This is a genomic window from Nocardia sp. NRRL WC-3656 (genome assembly GCF_000720265.1).
In the GTDB taxonomy this organism is placed as follows: Bacteria; Actinomycetota; Actinomycetes; order Mycobacteriales; family Mycobacteriaceae; genus Nocardia; species Nocardia nova.
Genome location: NZ_JOJF01000001.1, coordinates 251,508 through 272,031, shown reverse-complemented (window position 1 = coordinate 272,031; position 20,524 = coordinate 251,508). Strand labels below are relative to the sequence as shown.

General features: G+C 69.4%; 22 protein-coding genes. 11 read left to right on the top strand and 11 right to left on the bottom strand.

What is annotated here, in order from left to right; translation table 11 throughout:
• Positions 1-51 precede the first annotated feature (51 nt).
• From IG65_RS0101320 to IG65_RS37530, 4 genes are all read right to left on the bottom strand, one after another.
• A complete protein-coding gene (locus IG65_RS0101320; protein ID WP_030512935.1) occupies positions 52-711 on the bottom strand; it encodes a response regulator transcription factor in 660 nt (219 codons plus the stop codon).
• 7 nt (positions 712-718) lie between these two features.
• The gene (locus IG65_RS0101315) at positions 719-1,669 is read right to left on the bottom strand and encodes an undecaprenyl-diphosphate phosphatase (protein WP_030512934.1); all 951 of its coding nucleotides are present in this window, start codon (positions 1,667-1,669) and stop codon (positions 719-721) included.
• A gap of 28 nt (positions 1,670-1,697) precedes the next feature.
• Positions 1,698-2,945, bottom strand: a complete 1,248-nt coding sequence (locus IG65_RS0101310; RefSeq protein ID WP_081879181.1) for a sensor histidine kinase — start codon at positions 2,943-2,945, stop codon at positions 1,698-1,700.
• A 287-nt stretch (positions 2,946-3,232) separates the two neighbouring features.
• On the bottom strand, positions 3,233-3,862 hold the full coding sequence (locus tag IG65_RS37530; protein WP_156055451.1) for a hypothetical protein: 630 nt from the start codon (positions 3,860-3,862) through the stop codon (positions 3,233-3,235).
• Between the two features lie 825 nt (positions 3,863-4,687).
• Between IG65_RS37530 and IG65_RS0101305 the strand changes: the two genes are divergently transcribed.
• Both IG65_RS0101305 and IG65_RS0101300 read left to right on the top strand, forming a co-directional pair.
• Entirely contained in the window at positions 4,688-5,986 is a 1,299-nt protein-coding gene (locus IG65_RS0101305) for an alpha/beta-hydrolase family protein (protein ID WP_231509001.1), read from the top strand.
• Positions 5,987-6,115: 129 nt separating this feature from the next.
• Complete coding sequence (locus IG65_RS0101300; protein ID WP_030512931.1) at positions 6,116-6,565, top strand: MarR family winged helix-turn-helix transcriptional regulator; 450 nt, start codon at positions 6,116-6,118, stop codon at positions 6,563-6,565.
• A gap of 114 nt (positions 6,566-6,679) precedes the next feature.
• Here the strand turns inward: IG65_RS0101300 and gatA are convergent, their stop codons facing one another.
• Both gatA and gatC read right to left on the bottom strand, forming a co-directional pair.
• Positions 6,680-8,152 (bottom strand): Asp-tRNA(Asn)/Glu-tRNA(Gln) amidotransferase subunit GatA, encoded by a 1,473-nt coding sequence (gene gatA, locus IG65_RS0101295; protein ID WP_030512930.1) that lies wholly within the window; start codon positions 8,150-8,152, stop codon positions 6,680-6,682.
• The gene (gatC, locus tag IG65_RS0101290; protein ID WP_030512929.1) at positions 8,152-8,448 is read right to left on the bottom strand and encodes an Asp-tRNA(Asn)/Glu-tRNA(Gln) amidotransferase subunit GatC; all 297 of its coding nucleotides are present in this window, start codon (positions 8,446-8,448) and stop codon (positions 8,152-8,154) included. Before gatC ends, gatA begins: the two co-directional genes overlap by 1 nt.
• A 318-nt stretch (positions 8,449-8,766) precedes the next feature.
• Here gatC and IG65_RS0101285 point away from each other — a divergent pair, with 318 nt between their 5' ends.
• Positions 8,767-9,420, top strand: coding sequence for an amino acid-binding protein (locus IG65_RS0101285; RefSeq protein WP_030512928.1), 654 nt, complete (start codon positions 8,767-8,769; stop codon positions 9,418-9,420).
• Between the two features lie 87 nt (positions 9,421-9,507).
• On the opposite strand, the gene IG65_RS0101280 is transcribed toward IG65_RS0101285, so the two are convergent.
• The 4 genes from IG65_RS0101280 to IG65_RS0101265 all read right to left on the bottom strand — a co-directional run bounded on the left by IG65_RS0101280 (position 9,508) and on the right by IG65_RS0101265 (position 13,684).
• On the bottom strand, positions 9,508-10,023 hold the full coding sequence (locus IG65_RS0101280; protein ID WP_030512927.1) for a GNAT family N-acetyltransferase: 516 nt from the start codon (positions 10,021-10,023) through the stop codon (positions 9,508-9,510).
• A gap of 2 nt (positions 10,024-10,025) precedes the next feature.
• Positions 10,026-12,149: an NAD-dependent DNA ligase LigA gene (gene ligA / locus IG65_RS0101275; protein ID WP_030512926.1), complete on the bottom strand. Its 2,124-nt coding sequence runs from the start codon at positions 12,147-12,149 to the stop codon at positions 10,026-10,028.
• Positions 12,150-12,222: 73 nt separating this feature from the next.
• Positions 12,223-12,900 (bottom strand): hypothetical protein, encoded by a 678-nt coding sequence (locus IG65_RS0101270; RefSeq protein WP_030512925.1) that lies wholly within the window; start codon positions 12,898-12,900, stop codon positions 12,223-12,225.
• 247 nt (positions 12,901-13,147) lie between these two features.
• The gene (locus tag IG65_RS0101265; RefSeq protein ID WP_156055450.1) at positions 13,148-13,684 is read right to left on the bottom strand and encodes a hypothetical protein; all 537 of its coding nucleotides are present in this window, start codon (positions 13,682-13,684) and stop codon (positions 13,148-13,150) included.
• A gap of 218 nt (positions 13,685-13,902) precedes the next feature.
• Between IG65_RS0101265 and IG65_RS0101260 the strand changes: the two genes are divergently transcribed.
• The 8 genes from IG65_RS0101260 (at position 13,903) to IG65_RS0101225 (ending at position 19,346) form a co-directional block, all read left to right on the top strand.
• Positions 13,903-14,421: an RNA polymerase sigma factor gene (locus IG65_RS0101260; protein ID WP_030512923.1), complete on the top strand. Its 519-nt coding sequence runs from the start codon at positions 13,903-13,905 to the stop codon at positions 14,419-14,421.
• Positions 14,418-15,110: a Rieske (2Fe-2S) protein gene (locus IG65_RS0101255; RefSeq protein ID WP_030512922.1), complete on the top strand. Its 693-nt coding sequence runs from the start codon at positions 14,418-14,420 to the stop codon at positions 15,108-15,110. The genes IG65_RS0101260 and IG65_RS0101255 overlap by 4 nt, the downstream gene beginning before the upstream one ends.
• An 86-nt stretch (positions 15,111-15,196) precedes the next feature.
• Entirely contained in the window at positions 15,197-15,769 is a 573-nt protein-coding gene (locus IG65_RS0101250; RefSeq protein WP_036522684.1) for an RNA polymerase sigma factor, read from the top strand.
• Between the two features lie 62 nt (positions 15,770-15,831).
• Positions 15,832-16,305, top strand: coding sequence for a cupredoxin family copper-binding protein (locus IG65_RS34245; RefSeq protein ID WP_369801447.1), 474 nt, complete (start codon positions 15,832-15,834; stop codon positions 16,303-16,305).
• Positions 16,306-16,349: 44 nt separating this feature from the next.
• Complete coding sequence (locus tag IG65_RS0101240) at positions 16,350-17,252, top strand: metallophosphoesterase (RefSeq protein ID WP_030512919.1); 903 nt, start codon at positions 16,350-16,352, stop codon at positions 17,250-17,252.
• Complete coding sequence (locus tag IG65_RS0101235) at positions 17,249-17,638, top strand: hypothetical protein (protein WP_051755098.1); 390 nt, start codon at positions 17,249-17,251, stop codon at positions 17,636-17,638. Before IG65_RS0101240 ends, IG65_RS0101235 begins: the two co-directional genes overlap by 4 nt.
• Before the next feature lie 38 nt (positions 17,639-17,676).
• Entirely contained in the window at positions 17,677-18,924 is a 1,248-nt protein-coding gene (locus tag IG65_RS0101230; protein ID WP_030512917.1) for an AAA family ATPase, read from the top strand.
• 68 nt (positions 18,925-18,992) lie between these two features.
• Positions 18,993-19,346 (top strand): hypothetical protein, encoded by a 354-nt coding sequence (locus IG65_RS0101225; RefSeq protein ID WP_030512916.1) that lies wholly within the window; start codon positions 18,993-18,995, stop codon positions 19,344-19,346.
• A gap of 24 nt (positions 19,347-19,370) precedes the next feature.
• Here the strand turns inward: IG65_RS0101225 and IG65_RS0101220 are convergent, their stop codons facing one another.
• Positions 19,371-20,423, bottom strand: a complete 1,053-nt coding sequence (locus tag IG65_RS0101220; RefSeq protein ID WP_030512915.1) for a methionine synthase — start codon at positions 20,421-20,423, stop codon at positions 19,371-19,373.
• Between the last annotated feature and the right edge of the window lie 101 nt (positions 20,424-20,524).

Here is a 20,524-nt window from a genome sequence, read left to right as displayed (position 1 = left end):
CTACGTTCCCCCTTCCGGCGACGTACCAGGTGGGGATCCTACCCGGATCGCTCAGCCCGGCGTGACCAGGCCGGATTCGTAGGCGATCACCACCGCTTGCGCGCGGTCACGCAGATCGAGTTTGGAAAACACCTTGGACACATGGGTTTTCACGGTCTGCTCGGCGACGAACAGCGCCTCGGCGATCTCGGTGTTGGACATGCCCTTGGCGATCAGCTCGAGGACCTCGCGTTCACGCGGGGTCAGCGCGTTCAGGGCGGGAGCGGTTTTCGGGCGCGCGCGGCGACGGGTCACATCGGCGATCAGGCGGCGGGTGACCGTCGGCGCCAGCAACGCCTGTCCCTCGGCGACCACCCGCACCGCGCGGACCAGTTCGTCGGCGGGTGCGTCCTTGAGCAGGAATCCGCTGGCGCCCAGGCCCAACGCCTCGTACACGTAGTCGTCGATATCGAACGTCGTCAGCATCAGCACGCGCACCGGCGGATCGAATCCGGCGGCCAGAATGGCGCGCGCCGCCTCGAGCCCGTTCATCTCCGGCATGCGCACATCCATCAGCACCACATCGGGTCGCAGCCGTTTGGCCTCGGCCACCGCGATCGCGCCGTTGGCCGCATCGCCGATGACGCTGATATCGGGCTGGGCGGCCAGCAGCGCGCCGAACCCCTGCCGGACCATCGCCTGATCGTCGGCGATCAATACGGTGATGGGCATACCCGCCTCAGATGAATCTGATGATGGACAGCAGCCCCGCCACCAAGCAGTAGACCGCGAACGGCAGCAGCGTGCGGGACTTGAAGAACCGCTCCAGGAATCGCACCGCCAGCCACGCCGCGATGCCGGCGACGATCGCCCCCACCAGCGCCTGCCCGTGGATGCCGGCGGCCTGCGGACCGGCCAGTTCCGGCAGCTTCAGCACACCCGCGGCCAGGATGACCGGGGTGGCGAGCAGGAAGGCGAATTTCGCGGTGTCCTCGTGGTCGAGTCCGCGCAGCAGACCGCCGACCATCGTCAGGCCCGAGCGGCTGAATCCGGCCAGCAGCGCACCGGATTGGGCCAGGCCGATGCCGAGCGCATCCTTGACCGACAGCGCCGCCAGCCGCTCGTCGGAGGGGACCTCGAGATCCTCCTGGAGCGCCACACCGCGCGCCTGCGCGTCGGCGCGGGCCTCGTCCGCGGCGAAGCGGCGACCGTATTCGGCCAGCGACGGCGCGTTGCGCCGGCGTAGGCCCTCGCCGACGATCAGCACCACGCCGTTGAGGGTGAGGAAGATGCTCGCGTAGATCGGCGTCGCGAACATCGTGCGCAGCGGATGTTCCAGCAGCAGGCCGAGCACGCCCACGGGAATGGTCGCCAGCACGATCAGCCAGGCCAGCCGCTGCGACGAGGTCTCGATGCGCCGGGTGCGCAGCGTGGTCACGAAGCCGATGATGATGTCGCGCCAATCCCGCCAGTAGTAGCCCAGCAGTGCGAGCGCGGTCGCCACGTGTAAGGCGACCACGAAGGCCAGATACGGGGTGCCGTTGTCGGAGTCGCCCTCGGTGACCAGCTTCTCCCAGCTGCCGCCCAGCCAGGCCGGCACCAGCACGGAATGGCCCAGGCTCGAGATGGGGAACAATTCGGTGACGCCCTGCAGCGCGCCGATCACGATGGCTTGGAAATAGGTGAGCATCGCCGCTAAGTCTTACACGACCGCGCACTCAGTTCCGCGCGCCCGGCAGGGCAGTCGCGGCGGGTGCCTCGACGGTTCCTTCCGCGACGAGGAGCGGTAACCGCGCGTACACCTGGAAGCCACCTTCGGAGCGCGGGCCGGCGGCCAGCATGCCGCCGATGGATTCCGCCCGGGTCCGCATTCCGGAGATACCGCTGCCATCCGAGCTCACCACCGGCGCCCCGCCCGTCCCGGCATCGTTGGCGACCAGCACCTCCACCGCCTGCGCCGCCACCGTCAACGTCACGGTGACCGCCGCGCCCGGCGCATGCCGCGAGACGTTCGACAGCGACTCCTGCACGATCCGGTAGAGCGCGAGGCCGACGGTATCGGGAACCGCGGCGAGCGGACCGTCGATGGTCCAGTCGATGCGCACACCCGCCCGGCGCACGCCGTCCAGAACCGACACCACGTCCGCGGCGACCGGTTGCGGCGCGTGTTCGGGCAGCTGACCGTCGCTGCGCAGTACGCCGAGCATGCTGCGGATCTCGTTGAGCGCCTCCCGGGCGGAAGCGCCGATGGAGTCGAACTCCGCACGGGCCGCCTCCGACACGTCCGGCACCCGATAGGGCGCGGTCTGTGCCTGCACCACGACCATCGACATGTGGTGGGCGACCACGTCGTGCAGATCGCGCGCGATGCGAGCCTTCTCCTCGAGGATCGCGCGGCGAGCCCGTTCCAGTTCGTTCTGTTCCTCCTGCCGCACCAGCGCCTGCCGCGACAGCACCAGCCAGCGCACCAGCAGACCGAATCCGACCAGCCCGGTCATCGCCAGCGGCCAGCCGAACCCCGCCTCCGCGAACGAGCTGGTGCCTGCCATCGTGGTCGCGAACAGCAGTGACGAGGCGATCCACGCGATCAGCACGATCTGCATGGGCGCCCGCACCGCCACCGCGAACAGCAACGCGAACAACACCAGAATGTGCACGACCTGGTACGGCAGATCGTTGCCCGGCTGATGCTGGATGGCCAGCGCGATCAGCAATGCCGCACCGGCCGAGATGGCCCAGCCCAGCGCCGGGTTGACGCGGATCAGCGCCAGCGGAAAGACCGCCAGCGCGGCGATGAACGGCTGTGCGGCGGCCGGCACCTGATGGGTGAGGTGCAGGGTCGGCCAGCCGACCGCGAACAGCGTTCCCACGACCACCACCGTCGCCATGTCGAACCACAGCCGCGCCCGGCCCGGAGTTCGCGCCGCCGCCCGCGCCTGCCGCGCCACTCGTATCGCCCGTCTCATGGTGACGAGCCTAGGAATTTCCCGGCGATCCGTCCTCACCCCCGGGATCGACATCTCGCCCCCTACCCGGGTATGAGACGGCCGGCCGCGCGCACCCCGGTAGCGGTGCCGAAATCGATCCGCAGCGTGAGGTGCGCGCTGGTTCCCGATTCCTACCTTCGACCGCCATGAGCGATATTGCGGATGGGCCGGGGCGCGGGGCCGGCGGGACCACGGTCGACGCCGGGCCGGGACGCGACGGCCGACGTGCGCGGCGCGGGCACGACGGTACGGTGTCGCCCGCGATGTCAAGTCGGGCCGGGGCGCGCAAGCGCGGCGTAAAGCATTGGCGGCGTGCGTCTTTGCGCGTGATCGCCGGATTCGTCACCCTCGTCGCGGCGGTGATCGCGATTCTGGTGTCGTCGTCGCCGGGGGCGGGGGCGGCCGAGGTCGGACCCGCGCCGGAGAATGCGGCCGCGCGCGATGCGGTGCGGGCGCTGACCGGGGACCGGCCGGAGCTGGCGGTGATGCCCGCGGATTTCGCTGCGACACAGGGGTATCGGCCGGTTCAGCTGGCAGGTATGCCGGTCGATCCGTCCGGTGAGTGCTCCTCGCCGATTCTGTTGCCCACCGAATTCGACACCGCCTGTAAGGCGCACGACCTCGGCTACGACCTGCTGCGCTACGCCGCAGGTCGCGGCCATCCCCTCGGCCCGTGGGCACGCCGAGCCGTCGACAACGCCCTCGAAACCCGGATGTTCGCCGCCTGCGATACGCGCGGCGATCTGCTCGCCCGCGCTCGCTGCACCACGATGGCGTCCGTCGCCACCGCGGCGGTGGATTTGAACTCCCGCCGCCAGAACTATGCCGCGCCGATGCCCGAATACCTGTTCGGCCGGCAGCTTTCCGGAACGGAGCTCGGACCGCAGATCGCCCACGTGCTCGTCCGGCTTGCCATGGTGCTGCTGATGGTGGCGGCGTTGTTCGCCATCGTGCGCCGAACCATCCGGCCGCGACAGGGAGGAAAAGGTACAGCGGCACCGGCGAATCGGTGGTCGCCGTGGTCGGATTCGAATCGCGGTGTACCGGCCGGGCGCGGGTGGAGCGGACGCCCGGGTGGGAGTGCCGGCGATCGTGACCGGCGCGTTCTCCCCGCCGCACGCATCGGTGCAGCGGCGTCGCAGGCCGCGCGAGGAGCGCGCGAGTGGCTGTCGCGCGTGGCTATTCAGCTCGGCGGCGTTACCGGGCGGGGTGTCGACAGGATCGGCCTGTGGCTCGGCACTCCGGTGACAGCGACGGCAGGAGGCAGCGCCAGCGGATGGGTACCGGATCGGGCGCGGGTGTCCGTTACGGCGCTGGAACTTTCACCATTCCAGCGGCCGGGTGCGCGGCGAGAGGTTTCGCGAACCCAACCAGCGAGCAACCTACGAAGGACGGCGACGCCGGGCACGGGCTCTGCCACTGGCTCTGCCTCGGCCTCTGGCACTTGCACTTGCACTTGCACTTGCACTTGCACTTGCACGGACGGTAATCACCGATCGACGCCGAAGCACTCGCACCATCCTGCAGATTCAACTGGCACGCTGGGCAATTCGTCGGCGGCCGACTCCGAGGCCACCGTACGGACATGCTTCGCACCACCCTCGCTCGGCGAACCGACTCCCACGACGCTGCCTCCCCGCGCGTCCGAGCGGGCACGGCACGCACTCGGCGCGACGATTCGGCGGCTCGTCACTATGGGCACCCCTCGGACCGGAACACTGGTGGCTTCGGCGGCAGGGATTTCCGCCTCGCTGGCGCCGGGGCTACTTCCGCGCACCTCGATCGCGCAGGCGTTGCTCACCGCACTGTTGGTGCTCATCGCGCTGGGTGTGGCGGGACTAGGGCGGAAGGTGTTGGGGCACTGGAAGTTCGATATGCACGTGCGGACGAGGCGGTTCCGGAGTGCGATCGTGATCGCATCGTGCGCCGTGGCCGGTGCCGCGCTGATCCATGCCTGGTACTGGCAGAACCGGCTGCGGGCGGCCATGGATTTTCCGCCGGTCGGTGTGCGGTACTGGCTGCATTGGGCGATCGGCGTCGTCGCGGTGGTCGTTCCGATCGTGCTCGTCGGGCGTGGATTGCGCTGGGCGGCACGGTATGTGGGAAGACTGCGGGCGACGGCACTGGTCGCCGCCACCGTCCTGGCCTGCCAGTTCGCCCTGCTTCCGGCAGTCGTGAATTGGCAGCGGTCGGCATTCGCCTCGGCCGACGCCGCCATGGATCCCGGCGTCGTGCGACCGGTCTCCTACACCCGCTCGGGCAGCCCGGATTCGGAAGTGAGCTGGGCCTCGCTCGGAGCGGAGGGGCGCAAATTCGTCGCCGAACGCGGCCGGTCGGTGCGCGTCTACATCGGTCTGGACTCGGCGCCGGATCTCGATTCCCGTGTCGCGCTGGCGATTCGGGAGATCGAACGATCCGGCGGATTCGACCGCGCCCACCTCGTGATGATGGTGCCGACCGGATCGGGCTGGCTCGACGCCAATGCCGCCCGCGGCCTGGACGAGCGGTTCGACGGCGATGCGACGCTCGTCGGCATGCAATATTCGCAGGCTCCCAGCTGGGCGACCTTCCTGTTCGCCCGGGCCGACGCCGAACGCTCGGCACGGGCACTGTTCACCGGCATCGAACGACGCCTGGCCGGCCTGGCCCATCCGCCGAAGCTCTACGTCTACGGCCAGAGCCTGGGCGCGACCGCGGGCAGCGCGATCTTCGTCGACGACCGGGACGAAAGCGCGCGGGTCTGCGCCGCGCTGTGGGCGGGCCCACCGGCATCGGCGGTGCACCGCGGCGGGGCCACCGTCCTCGCCAACTCCTCCGATCCCGTGGTGCAGTGGTCGCCCCGATTGCTCTGGCGCGCACCCGATCTCACCGGTGCCCGTCACGACGCACCCCATCCGATGTGGCTGCCGGGACTGAGCTGGGTGCAGACCAACGCGGATATGCTCTCCGCCCTCGCCCCGGGGCCCGGCCACGGCCACCGCTACGGATTCGATCAGGGCACCGCCTTCGGGAGCTGCTGACGTCGAGTGTGGCAGCCGCGGCGGCCACGGCGCCGACTCCCACCCAGCCGACCACCGTGCCCGTCCGGCCCCGGCCGTGTGCTATACCGGTTCTCGCAGGTCAGAACTGTAAATCGGCGGAAGGACGGCATGGACAAGCCCACGAATCTGGTGGAATTCGAGACCATGCTGCTCGGCCGCTACACCATTCACCCGCGCTATCGCCGCGACGGCACCCGCCTCGATCGCAGCGCCTACCTGCTGCTCAGCCGGCTCGCCATCGAGGGCCCGATGTCGATCGGCCAGCTCAGCGAGGCGTTCGGTCTCGACGCGTCCACCCTCAACCGGCAGACCGCGGCACTGCTGCGCGCCGGACACGTCGAGCGCATCCCCGATCCCGAAGGCGGAATGGCCCGCAAATTCCGCATCACACCGGCCGGCGAGGAGAACCTCGACGCCGAACGCAACGCCAATATCGAAGGTCTGGGCCGCGTGCTCGAAGGCTGGTCCCTCGACGACGTCGCGCGCTTCGCCGACTATCTGCAGCGCTTCAACACCGATATCGAGCGGCTCGACGGCCGCCCGTGGCCGCGGCCGTAATCGGCGTATCGACGATCCGATCCGCGCCTGCGTCCGGTCCGCGCGGCGGCGTCACCTGATGGGTACGCCGCCACGCATCCGGGCCCCCGGAACGAGCTCGCCGATCGCGTGCGCTCAGGCGATCGGGCCGCGCGCGGCCTCGTAGGCGGCGCCCACGCGGTAGAGCCGGTCGTCGGCCAGCGCCGGCGCCATGATCTGCAGGCCCACGGGCAGGCCGTCGTCGGCGGACAGCCCGGACGGCACCGACATCGCGCAGTGCCCGGCCAGGTTGGTCGGGAGGGTGCACAGGTCCGACAGGTACATCGCCAGCGGATCGTTCACCTTCTCCCCCAGCTTCCACGGCGTGAACGGGCTGGTCGGCGAGACCAGCACATCGACGGTCTCGTAGGCCTTGTCGAAGTCCTGCGCGATCAGGGTGCGCACCTTCAGCGCCTGACCGTAGTAGGCGTCGTAGTATCCGGCCGAGAGCGCGTAGGTGCCGATCATGATGCGGCGCTTGACTTCCGGGCCGAAACCCGCCTCGCGGGTGAGCGACATGACCTGCTCCGCGGAGTGGGTGCCGTCGTCGCCGACGCGCAGGCCGTACCGCATGGCATCGAAGCGAGCCAGGTTGGACGAGACCTCACTCGGCAGGATCAGATAGTAGGACGCCAGCGCGTATTCGAAGTGCGGGCACGACACCTCGACCACCTCGGCGCCGAGATCCTTCAGCTGCGCCACCGCGGCGTCGAAGGAGGCGAGAACACCCGGCTGATAGCTGTCGGAATGCAGCTCCTTCACCACGCCGACCTTCACGCCGGTCAGATCGCCGCGCGCACCCGCGCGAGCGGCCTCCACGAGCGCCGGCACCGGCACATCGCGCGAGGTCGAATCCTTCGGGTCGTAACCGGCGATCACCTCGTGCAGCAAGGCGGTGTCGAGCACGGTGCGACCACACGGGCCGCCCTGGTCCAGCGACGACGCGCAAGCGACCAGGCCGTAGCGGGACACGGTGCCGTAGGTCGGCTTGGTACCCACGGTCGCGGTGACCGCGGCGGGCTGACGGATGGAACCACCGGTGTCGGTGCCGATCGCCAGCGGCGCCTGATAGGAGGCCAGGGCCGCCGCCGAACCGCCGCCGGACCCGCCGGGGATGCGGCTGGTGTCCCACGGGTTGCGGGTCGGGCCGTACGCCGAGTTCTCGGTGGACGAACCCATCGCGAACTCGTCCATGTTCGTCTTGCCCAGGATCGGGATGCCGGCGGCACGCAGTTTGGCCGTCACGGTCGCGTCGTAGGGCGACACCCAGCCCTCGAGAATTTTCGACGCGCAGGTGGTGGGCATATCCGTGGTGGTGAAAACGTCCTTGAGCGCCAACGGAACTCCCGCCAGCGGCGAGGCCACGGTGCCCGCGGCGATCGCGGCGTCGACCTCGGCGGCGGTCACCAGCGCCTGCTCGCCGGCGACGTGCAGGAAGGCGTTGAGCTCACCGTCGACCTCGGCGATGCGCTGCAGATGCGCCTCGGTGACCTGCACCGAGGACACCTCGCGGCCGTGGATCTTCTCCGCCAGCTCGGCCGCGGACAGTTTCGTCAGATCGCCGCTCATTACTCGCCTTCTCCCAGGATCTGCGGAACCATGAACCGCTGCTCGTCGACCGCGGGAGCGCCGGACAGGGCCTGGTCCGGGCTGAGCCCGGGAACGACCACATCCGGGCGGGTGACGTTGGCGGTCGGGTTCGGCGACGCGGTGGCCGGTACGTCGGCGGCGACCTCGGTGATGACCTGCACGTGACTCAGGATCGAATCCAGCTGACCGGCATACAGATCGAGCTCTTCGTCGGTGAGGGCGAGCCGGGACAACCGGGCGAGGTGTGCGACCTCGTCGCGGGAGATGGCGGACACCGCGAATCCCCTTTCGGCAGGTTGGTGCGTGTCGATGGCGCAGGGTGCTGCGCATGGGACAGCCTAATGGGTGCGTGTTGTAGCCATCCGGTCACGGTCGGGCTGCGCTGTTCGTTCCGGTGCTCGTCGGACACACGGTTGACATCACAACGTCATCGGAACGGCACTGGCACGGCACCGGGGGTTCGGCCGACAATAGATGTGGCATACCTCACTGCCCCCGCGTGGAATCGTTTGCTGAAAGCAGTGGGTGTAAGTATTGCGAGACTCGGGTATACGTCCGAAAGTCTCGGTCGCACAGGAAAGGAAGGCAAGCACGTGTCATATCTGCTTCGCGTGCAGCTTCCGGATCGCCCAGGAAGTCTCGGTTCACTCGCAGTAGCGCTGGGCTCCGTCGGCGCCGACATCCTCTCGCTGGATGTCGTCGAACGCGGCGCAGGATATGCGATCGACGATCTGGTGGTGGAAGTTCCGTCGGGCGCGCTGCCCGACACATTGATCACCGCGGCCGAATCGCTCGCCGATGTGCGGGTCGATTCGCTGCGTCCGTATTCCGGCATTCTCGACACCCATCGCGAGCTGGAGCTGATCGACCAGGTCGCCACCGCCCGCGACGACCGGCTGCAAGTGCTGGTCGACGGCGTCCCGCGCGTCCTGCAGGTCGGATGGAGCACCGTGATGGATCTGGGCCCGCACGGCGGCGGCCAGCGTCTGGTCGGCAGCACCAGTGCACCCGAGACGCAGGCCGGCAGTGTGCCGTGGATGCCGCTCGAGAAGCCGACCGCCCTCGATCCCGAGGCCGACTGGGTCCCGCAGATCTGGCGGGACATGGACACCAAGCTCGCGGCCGCCCCGCTCGGCAATACCGGCAAGGCGCTGCTGCTGGGCCGCCCGGGCGGGCCGGATTTCCGGCCGTCCGAGATCGCGCGGCTGGGCTATCTGGCGGGCATCATCGCCACCGTGCTGAGCTGAACCGGTTGCGGCGCAGCACATCTCGGCGACGACCAGCGGTGGGCACCTGCGCGGTACCCGCCCCTGCCCGCCTCGCGCCGGATACGCCTACGCGCCTCGCGTGAGCTCCAGCCGCATCACGGTGAGCGGCAGCCCGGCGTCGGTGTGCCAATCCCGTTCCGGCACATGGGCGAATCCCAGCCGCTCGTAGATGCGGCGTGCGTCGGCCATCCCGGGCATCGTGGTCAGCACCACGGCGGCGAAACTCTCCGCCCGGGCCGTCTCGACGACGGTCCGGACCAAAGCGGTGCCGACACCGGCGCCACGGGCACGCTTGGCGACCGCGAGCATGCGGAACTCCAGTTCGCCCGGCCGCGCGATATCGGCGTACGGGGTGCCGGGCCGCGCGATGGTCAGCGAACCGAGCAGGTCTCCGTCGCGCTCCGCGACGAGGACCTCGGCTTCGCGCGCTCTGGTCTCGGTATCGGAAAGTTCTGCCACATAGGGACTTTCGAAATGCACATGCCCCTCGCCGACGTAGGTGTCGACCGTGAGCAGTGCGATCGCCGCGAAATCGTCCGGGTCGGCGGAACGAATCCGCACCCCCGTATCCAGCTGATCCATCCTCAGTCCGATTCGTCCTCGGTATCCGACTCCGGCCGCACCGCATCGGGCCCCTCCGCCAGCAGAGTGCGGAACCCGTCCTCGTCCAGAATGGGCACATTGAGTTCCTCGGCCTTGGCCGCCTTGGACCCGGGGGAATCGCCGATCACCACGAAGGCCGTCTTCTTCGACACGGATCCGGCCGCCTTGCCGCCGCGCACCAGGATCGCTTCCTTGGCCTCGTCGCGGGAAAATCCTTGCAGGGAGCCGGTGACCACGATCGACAGCCCTTCCAGGTTGCGTTCGATGGATTCGTCGCGCTCGTCCTCCATCCGCACCCCGGCCGCACGCCACTTGTCGACGATGGTGCGGTGCCAGTCGACGGTGAACCATTCCTTCACCGCGGCCGCGATGATCGGGCCGACGCCGTCGACGGCCGCGAGCGCCTCGGCCGACGCCTCCTCGATCGCCGCCGTACTCCCCAGTTCGGCGGCCAGGGCGCGCGCCGCGGTCGGCCCGACGTGGCGGATGGACAGCGCCACCAGCACCCGCCACAGCGGACGGTCCTTCGCGGTGTCCAGATTCTGCAGCAGGCGTTTGCCGTTGGCCGAGAGGGTGCCGCTCTTGTTGACGAAAAGCGTTGTCCCGAGCAGTTTCTCCTCGGTGAGGTCGAACAGATCGCCCTCGTCCGCGATCGCGCCCGACTTCAGCAGGTCGATCGCGGCCTCGTAGCCCAGCGCCTCGATGTCGAACGCGCCGCGCCCGGCCATGTGGAAGACCCGCTCCCGCAGCTGCGCGGGGCAGTGCCGCTGGTTCGGGCAGCGGATATCGGCATCGCCCTCCTTCTCGGGAGCGAGCTCGGTGCCGCATTCCGGGCAGTGGGTGGGCATGACGAAGCGCCGTTCGCTGCCGTCACGCACGTCGACCACCGGGCCGAGGACCTCGGGAATGACGTCGCCGGCCTTGCGGATGGTGACGGTATCCCCGATCAGCACGCCCTTGCGCTCGACCTCCGAGGCGTTGTGCAGCGTGGCCATCGCGACCGTGGAGCCGGCGACGGTGACCGGTTCCATCACCGCGAACGGCGTCACCCGGCCGGTGCGGCCGACGTTGACCTGGATGTCGAGCAGGCGTGTGGTGGCCTCCTCCGGCGGGTACTTGTAGGCGATCGCCCAGCGCGGGGCGCGCGAGGTGCTGCCGAGGCGGCGTTGCAGGGTGAACTCGTCGACCTTGATCACCTGGCCGTCGATTTCGTGCTCGATGTCGTGGCGGTGCTCACCCCAGTACCGAATGCGTTCGACCACCGCGTCGGCGCCCTGCACGCGCACGGTGTGCGCCGAGACGGGCAGGCCCCAGGCCGCCAGCGCCTGATAGGCCTCGAACTGCGAGGACGGGCTGAATCCGACCATCCGGCCGAAGCCGTGGCAGATCATGCGCAGCCGGCGCCGGGAGGTGACCGCCGGATCCTTCTGCCGCAGCGATCCGGCGGCGGTATTGCGCGGATTCGCATAGGGCGGTTTGCCCTCGGCGACGATCGCGGCGTTCAGATTCTCGAAGTCCTCGAGCCGGAAATACACCTCACCGCGCACCTCGAGCAGCTCCGGGATCGGGAATTCCGTTGTGGGCGTGAGCTGTTCGGGGATGTCCTCGATCGTGCGCGCGTTGAGGGTGACATCTTCACCGGTGCGGCCGTCGCCACGGGTGGCACCGCGCACCAGCCGGCCGTTCTCGTAGACCACGTTCAACGCCACGCCGTCGATCTTCACCTCGCAGACGAAGTGCGTATCGGCCCCGGTTTCGGCGACCACCCGGCCGATCCAGGTGCGCATCTCGTCCTCGTCGAACACGTTGTCCAGCGAGAGCATGCGCTCGAGATGGTCGACCGCGGTGAAATCGGTGGCGAAGCCGCCGCCGACCAGCTGCGTCGGCGAATCCGGTGTGCGCAGGTCCGGATGCGCCTCCTCCAGCGCCAGCAGGCGCTGGAACAGCTTGTCGAACTCACCGTCGGAGATGATCGGCGCATCGCGCACGTAGTACCGGAACTGGTGCTCGCGGACCTCCTCGGCCAGCTGCTGCCATTCGGTGCGCTCGTCGCCCGTCGCCGCCTCGGCGGTGTCGGCCGCCTCCGCGGCACGTGCGTCCTCGATCCCGGTTTCGCTCACCTCTGGCACATTAGCCCAGCCCACCGACATGCTCGCGGACCCTTCGGGCACGTCGGAATCAGGCGTTGACGGCGGCCCGGACGTCGTCCGGCCAGGACGGGGGCGCCGATTCGAAGGTGCGATCGGCGTTCGCGAGCACCGCCCGGCCCAGCGCGTAGTTGCCGGTGCCGCCGATGATCGCACCGAGGCCGGCGGGCAGCGCCCGGCCGAACAGCAACGCCCCGCGCTTGGCGATGAACCCGACGACGAATTTGCGGGCCATCGGATTGTCGATCGAGCGGACCACCGGAAGCTTGTCCGCCACCGCCGAGGCCCAATCCTTGGCCGACTGCCCGGCGCCCTTGCCGAGCAACTGCGCCCCGCCCTCGCCGAGGACCACCGCCACCACGAGCGCCCGGCGCTGCTGCTGCGACATCGTTCGCATCCCGTGCAGCTCGCCCACCGAGACGGCGTAGAACGCCGAGGCCTCCATGAAGAAGACCGATTCCACACCGCTGGCCGCCAGTCCGATGATCGTGCCCACTCCGGGCACCGCCGCCGACAGGCCCGCGAGTGTGCCGCTGACGGTCACCGCGCCCAGATAGCGCCACCGCAGGCCGCGCTCGATATCTTCCGGCGTCCGCTCCGGATGCTTGCGCCGCAACCGGCCCACGTACTTCGCCGCCAGCGGTTCCTGCACCCCCGTCCCCGCCCGCACGAACGTCTCCACCGACTTCTGCACTACCCGCTCGAACATCCGGACGGCCCCTTTCCTCGACACCGGCGACCCTACGGAGAACATGCCGATTCCTGTCCCACCGACACGAACCGGACGAACGTCACCGCCCGGCCGCCGCACTTTCGCACCGAAACCGTCGCAACTGCCACACCCGGGGGCGCCGCACCGCGACAACTTCGCTCGGCAGTGCGATTACCCGCCCGCCGGTGATTCACTCGCCGATGTGCCGCGGCCCATGGTCGGGCGACGCCTGGAAGACCCGAATTCAGAGGAGTTGACTGTCCCGGCAGAGGCTCGAACCGCGCGCGGAGGGCGGCGCCGGACGGCTGCCGGGGTCGAACGTCCACGAGTCCAGGGCCGCGGCGGACCGCCAGAACAGCAGTCCGGTCCCGCTCGGCGTGGCTTCGTAGACGTTGTCGCGCCCTTCGATCAACTGGTCCCCCACGCAGTAGTCGGTGTATTCGGTGCCGGGTTGCCGGGCCCCCGCGCTGAAATGTCCGGCGGGCGCGTTCGCCGCTCCCGGATTGGGCACTGTACTCGGCCCGACCGCCGCCGCCCCGCGAATCCACCGCGGTGCGCCGGCGGCGTCGGTTCCGCAGCTGTAACTCCACCCGCCCGCCGTGACGGTGTCTCCGCGCGAATGCGCGGTGTCGGCCCAAAGACACTGCACGGCAACGGGATCGACGGCCGTATGGTCGGGCGCCCCGGCAGCGCCACCGGGTGCGGCCGCCGCGATCGCACCGGCGAGGGCAACGCCGGCCGCCACTACTCGTGCGCACTGCACCTCGAATGCCACGTTCATCTTCTTCACTCCTCGCAGTCGTTGTGCCTGCAGATAGGAGCGCGGGTTACGCGGCGCGGCGCTCGGCCCGACTCATGGCGGGTAACCGGTGGTATGTGTAACCGCCCTGCTATCTAATTGATGGCGGCACAGTTTTCGACGGCGGCACAGTGTTCGCACACCCGATCGGCCCGAGAGGGACTCGAGTGCGGCGGCATCGGAGAGGAGGGCGGCGGCAGATGAGCGGGCAGCCCGAGTCGGCGCCCACACCGGCGCCGCCATCCGGGGACGGCTACGCCGACTGGGAGGAGATCTTCCGCGGCAATGTCGGCTGGGTATACGCGCTGATGCTCGCGAAGGTGGGCGCCGCGCCCGATGCCGAAGAGCTGACGACGGAGGTGTTCATGACGGCGCTGGAACCATCGCCCCTCGGTGCGGAACCATCGGAGATTCCGGCACTGCTGCGACATACCGCGCGTGCGGTCCTGGCCCGCTATTGGCTCTCCCGGGTGGGCCGGGAGATCACCGTGATCGACACCGAGCCGCCCGGCCGTACCTCGACCACGCCGGCAGCCTTCGGCGATCTGCTCGCCGAACTGCCGGAACCCGATCGGCGGATCCTGGAATTGCGCTTCCTGCAAGGACTTTCGATGGCCGACACGGCGGCGCGGCTCGGTGTCAGCGTTCCCGAGGCCGAGGCACGCCAGCGCTCGGCGCTGCGATCGGCCGCCCGTCCCGGATCAGGAGGCTCGCTGTGAGCAGCAAAGATGTGGAGCGCTACGTCGACGACATCCTGGCCGGCCGCAGCCCGCGCGGTTTCCGGCCCGACGATGACGACGCCGCCCAGATCCGCGCCGCGATCGCGCTGCGGGCGGCCCGGACCGGTGCCGGCAGCCCCGACGAGGAGTTCATCGCCCGGCTGCATCACCGCCTGTCCGAGGACCTCGACGAGCCCGCCGCCGACCCCGGTGCGCGCACGCGGCGTCCCACCCGGCGCGCGGTCTTGATCGGCACGTCGGTGGCGGCCGCGGCCGCGGCGGGCGGGGTGATCGACCACACGGTGCTGAGCGGACCCGGCGAGCCGAAAGTTCCTGCCGCACAGCAGACCCTGGTGCCGTCGCACGGAACCTGGCAACCGGTCCTCGCCAGTGCGGAATTACCCGACGGCGCGACCACACCGTTCGATGTCGGCGCCGTCAACGGCTTCCTCCGCCGCCGCGACGGGATCGTCTACGCGCTGTCGGGCATCTGCACCCACCAGGGGTGCAAATTGTGGCTGGACGCGGCGGCGGCTCGGCTGCGCTGCCCGTGCCACTCGACCTCCTTCGGTTTCGAGGGTGAGGTCGTGACCCACGAGCTGCCCCGCACGCCCGCCCCCCTGCCGCGGCTGCAGGTCCGTGAAGCGAACGGCTCGATCGAGGTGTTCGCACCGGAGAAGCCGGCCTGACAGCGCGCACCGAACCGCATGTAACCACATCCCGTATCTATCCCTGACAGGCGCGTGCGTCACCGGGCTGCAGGAGGGTGGTTGGGATGGCAGGGCGATCCACGGCCGGGTCGCGATCGCCGGAGGAGCCCCGGCGCCGCGACCTGCGACTGGTACCGCAAGATCGCTATCCCAGCTGGGAAGAGGTGTACCGGGACAACGTCGGCTGGGTCTACGCGCTGATCTTCGGCAAGGTCGGCAACAAGCCGGATGCGGAGGATCTCACCGCGGAGGTGTTCGTGGCCGCGCTGAAACCGCTGCGGATCACCGCGAGCGTCGCCGAGGTGCGCGCCTATCTGCGGGCCACCGCTCGCACGGTCCTGGCCGCGCACTGGCGATCGCGGATGGGCCGCGAGATCACGGTCATCGACGACGACATTCCGGACGAGACCGTTTCGACGCCAACCGATTCCGCCGCGTCGAGGGCACCGGAACACGTCCGCGCGGTCTTGGGCGAACTCCCGCAACGCTACCGCCGGATTCTCGAACTGCGTTTCCTGCAGGGATTGTCGGTGCGCGAATCGGCCGCCGCGCTCGGCATCAGCGTGGCCAATGCGAAGGTGCTGCAGCATCGGGCGCTGCGCGCGGCGTCGGAACTGAATATCGACCTCGGCCTGTAACCCGGTCGCCTATCTGTCGGTGAAGCCCCGCACTCCGCGGGGTCCGATGGAGGCCGGATCCGATGCCACGACACCTCGTTCTGAATTTCACCGCCGCTGCGACGGTCGCCCTCGGCGTCATGACACTGTCGGCGTGCGCGACCCCCGCCGACAAGGGGGCGAGCCCACCCGCTCCCACCGTCCGCTCCGAGGACCCCGGTCTGGGTATGACCCCGGGCGGCCCGGAACCGATGCCGAATATGCCCGGAATGTCGAATGCGCCTCGCACGCCGGCCGCCGTGGCCGGACCGAACGCCGTCGCCATCGACAATTTCGCCTTCGGCCCGCAGACCGTGACCGTGAGGGCCGGTACCACCGTGACCTGGACCAATCGCGACGAGGAACCGCATACGGTGGTGGCGCGCGACGGCTCGTTCCACTCCCCGGGAATGGGCACGGGGGCCACATTCGGCTTCACCTTCGCCCAGCCGGGCACCTTTGCCTACTTCTGCTCGATCCATCCCTTCATGCACGCGACAGTGGTGGTGACCCCGTGACCGAACAACTCCCACAGCACACCGATCCGCGCGATCCGCACGCCATGACCCGGCGTCAGCTGCTACGCCACAGCGCCTGGTTCGGCGCGGCCGTCGGCCTGACCGTGGTCGGCGGCGAGGTCATCTCCCATGTGGCGGGCGCGGCCCCGGCCACCGCCGAACGCCCCACCCTGCGATTCGCGCAGATCAGCGACAGCCACATCGGATTCCAGGGCACCGCCAACGCGAATGTCACCGACACCTTCACCGAGGCGATCGATCAGGTCAATACCCTCGGATACACACCGGATTTCGTCATCCACACCGGTGACCTGACACACCTCGCCACGCCCGCGCAATTCGATCAGGTCCGCCAGATGATGTCCGGATTGTCCACGCCGCACATCTTCACCGTGCCCGGCGAACACGATTCGACCGACGACGGCGGACAGCGCTACCGCTCGGTGTTCGGCAAGGGCACCCGCGGTGACGGGTGGTACAGCTTCGACATCGCGGGGGTGCACGTCATCGGGTTGGTCAATACGCTCAACGCGCAGAATCTGGGCCATCTCGGACAGGATCAGATCGACTTCGTCCGCACCGACGTGGCGGGATTGTCCGCCGACACCCCGATCATCGTCTTCAGCCATATCCCGCTGTTCGCGATGTATCCCCAATGGGGTTGGGGCACAGACGATGCCGCGCAAGTACTGAGCCTGCTGCGGCGGTTCTCCTCGGTCACCTGCCTCAACGGCCATGTGCATCAACTCTTCACCAAGACCGAGGGAAACATCACCTTCTTCAGCGGGACGACCACCGCCTATCCCCTGCCGCATCCCGGCGACGGGCCCGCGCCCAAACCGGTGACGTTGCCGGCCGGAAAGCTCCACGACGCCCTGGGGATCCGGGAAGTGAGCTACCAGCAGGGCCGGCAGATGCTCGCGATCAAGGAGCAGACACTGCGATGAACACGCTGAATACCGTACGCTCGCAGTTCCCGGTGCGCCTGGCGATCAGCGCCGGACTCGTCACGACCGGTGTCGTGCACACCCAACTCTACGGCCGGGGCTATCGCTACATCGACTACGTGGGCCCGTCGTTCGCCATCCAGGCCGCCGCCGCATTCGCGCTGGCCGCATTGGTTCTCGTCGGCCCCTGGAGCCTGCGCGCGGCGGCGGCGGTGCTCAGCGCCGCCGCCCTGGCCGGCTTCGTGCTGTCGCGAACGAGCGGCCTGTTCGGATTCACCGAAACCGGCTGGCAGCCGGCACCGCAGGCGATGGTCGCGGTCGTCGCCGAGATCGTCACCCTCGTGGTCTGTCTGGTCTCGCTGTACCGGAGCGAACTTCGCACCTGATGTCGCGGCGCCGCCCGGCGGACGGCAGGATGGCTCGGGTGCTGCGTAGTTTTCAGGTGACCAATCACCGTTCCCTGGCCGAACCACAGGAACTCCGCCTGGTGTCGAGCCGGGCCGGTGCGCTGCCCGCTCCCGTCACCGCCGTCCACGGCGCGGCGGCGAGCGGGAAATCCGGTCTCGTCGACGCACTGGCCCACATGCGCGACGCGGTCCTGCATTCGGTGACCGGCTGGGATCCCTACGCCGGGCCGGTGCGCACGCCGCATCTCGGATTCGCCGACCGGCCTTCGGAATTCGTCGCCACCTTCGTCGCCGAGGGCACTCCCTACACCTATGGGTTCCGCCTCGACAACGCCGATGTCACCGCCGAATGGCTGCATACGCATCCGCACAACCGCAAACGCGTCATCTTCGAACGGGAGGGCGAGCAGATCCGGATCGGGCCGATGTTCGAACCGGTGCGCTTCGGCATCACCGCCCTGGTGCCGCTGGTGCGGCCGAATGCGCTGCTGCTCAGCCTGACCGGGCAGATGTACGCCGAGGCGCTGGTGCCCGCCTATCGCTGGTTCTCCGCGCAGCTCGACGTCCAGCGCGGGCCCGCCGACCCGCACAGCATCGCCGAGCGCCTCGGCGGCCACATCTCCCGCTCCGCCGACAACGCCGCGCGGCTGCTGATGCTGCTGCGCTCGGCCGAACTGGGCATCGAGGATCTGCTCCTGGCCGAGAACGATCCGATGTACGCGGACTACCTGCGCGATATCGACGGCGAAATCGCCGGGATGGCAAAGGAATTGGATGCCTGTGCCGCCTCGCCCGCGCACGCCCTGCGGGTGCGCGAAACCCTCGGCGTGGAACCCGTCGCCCTCGAGCGGGAACTGAGCAATCTGCGCGCGGCCCGCGACACCCTCTACGCGCGCATGGTCGCCCGCCGCGGGGTCGGGCTCGGTGTGGTCCACGAGGGCATCGGCGCCGCCTTCGACATCGCCGACGAATCCACCGCCACACTGGCCCTGCTGCGCCTGCTGCCGACCGTGCTCGACGCGCTCGACACCGGCCGGGTGCTGGCGGTCGACGATGTCGACACCCACCTCACCGGGGACACCGCCGACCGGCTGATCCAGCTGTTCCAGAATCCGGAGACCAACTCCCGGGGTGCGCAGCTGATCTTCACCACCCGCAACCGCACGCTCATCGACCGCGGCAACGGGCGCTCGCAGTCTCGGCGCACCCGGGTGTGGCAGGTGCGCCGCACCGCCGCTGGCACCAGCGAGCTCAGCGCCGGCTGATATCGCCGCGGCGCCCCGGCGACGGCGGCACATCGAGGCTGTCCCGTTTGTCCGCCTAGCATGGAGGCATGCTGCTGCAGATCGTGTTCATCGTGTTGATCGCCGGCGCACTGATCGCGCTGCTGATGAACTTTCGCGGCCGGGGCCGTTTCGGTGGTTTCCAGCGCGGCGCGCAGGAGGCCGGGACGCTGCGGATCACCGGCGTGAGCCCGCGCCCGGCCGCGCAGGGCGAGCAGTTCGTGACGATCACCGGCACGATCTCGGGGCCGAGCGTTGCGGCCGAGACCGTGTACGGGCGCTTCGCCTGGGACGTCAACCAGTGGCCGTTCCCCGGTGAAGACCTCCCCGTCGTCTATCCGCCGGGTAAGCCTCAGCACTGGCAGATCGGCCATCCCGGCCCGGGGCCGGCCGCAGGGCTGTGAGCCCGGCGCAGACCCCGCCGCGCCCTATTCGAAGGTGAGCGAATCCGGGTCGTCGGCGTAGGCGCGGGCCACGTCGGACGACAGGTCCAGCGCACGACGGGCCCACGCCAAGGGGGCGGAGGCCAGGCCACATGCGGGGGTGACCAGGATGCGGTCGGTGAGGGTGCGGCGCGGGAAGCCGAGGCGGTCGACGAGGCGCACGCCCGGTTCGGCGAGCTGCCGCCAGGTGGGCGGAGCGGCCGGGGCCGTGGTGGGGACCAGCCCCAGCGCGAGATATTTGCCCGCGTCCAGTAGTTCACCGACGGCGTCGAGGTTGCCGGTGGCGACGGCCGCCATATCGAAACCTACTGCGGCAGCGGAACTTCCGCGCAGAAGCGACAGTGGCGGCGCATCGGCGCAGCTGTGGATCAGCACCGGGCCGGACTGGGCGGTGACGACCGTGTCGAGGATGTGCAGCGCCTCCGGCTCGGGAACCGCGCGCACGGTGTTCAGCACGCTGGCGCCGCGCAGACTTCCCTCCAGCACGGCCCCCAGCGACGGTTCGTCCAGTTGCACGACGACATCGGCGCCCAGCCGTTTGGCCACCTCGGCGGCATGATCGGACAGCCCCTCGGCCAATGATTCCGACAGGTCGCGCACCGCACCGGAGTCGGTGAGCACGCGATGACCGTTCGCCAGTTCGACCTGCGCGGCGAGCGTCAGCGGTCCGACCGACTGGACCTTGAGGGTGCGGCCGGCACCGGTGAGACCCGCTGTCTCCCAGGCTTCTTCGAGCGCGTCGAGATCGGTGCGAAGCAGATCGTGCGCGCGCCGCGCGGTCGCTCCGGGGCGGGGGCTCAAGCGGTATCCGCGGGTGGTGGTGTCGAACTGCATGTCGACCAGCAACGCCGAGGCCCGCCCGACCATATCGGAACCCGCACCGCGCCCGGGCAATTCGGGTAGATGGGCGAGTTCGGGCAGCTCCCCCACGATGGTGGCGGCGGCCTCGCGGGGATCGGTGCCCGGCCAGGAACCGACACCCGTGGCGATACCTCCCCGCAGGCTCGGCCGCGCGTCGGATCGGTTCTCGCTCGTCATATGTCACCCATCTCGATCACCGCACCGAACGTCGGCGGCCGCACGACGTGATCACGCACGGCGCAACCGTATCCGAACGTGGACGCGGAGCCGGCCGTACT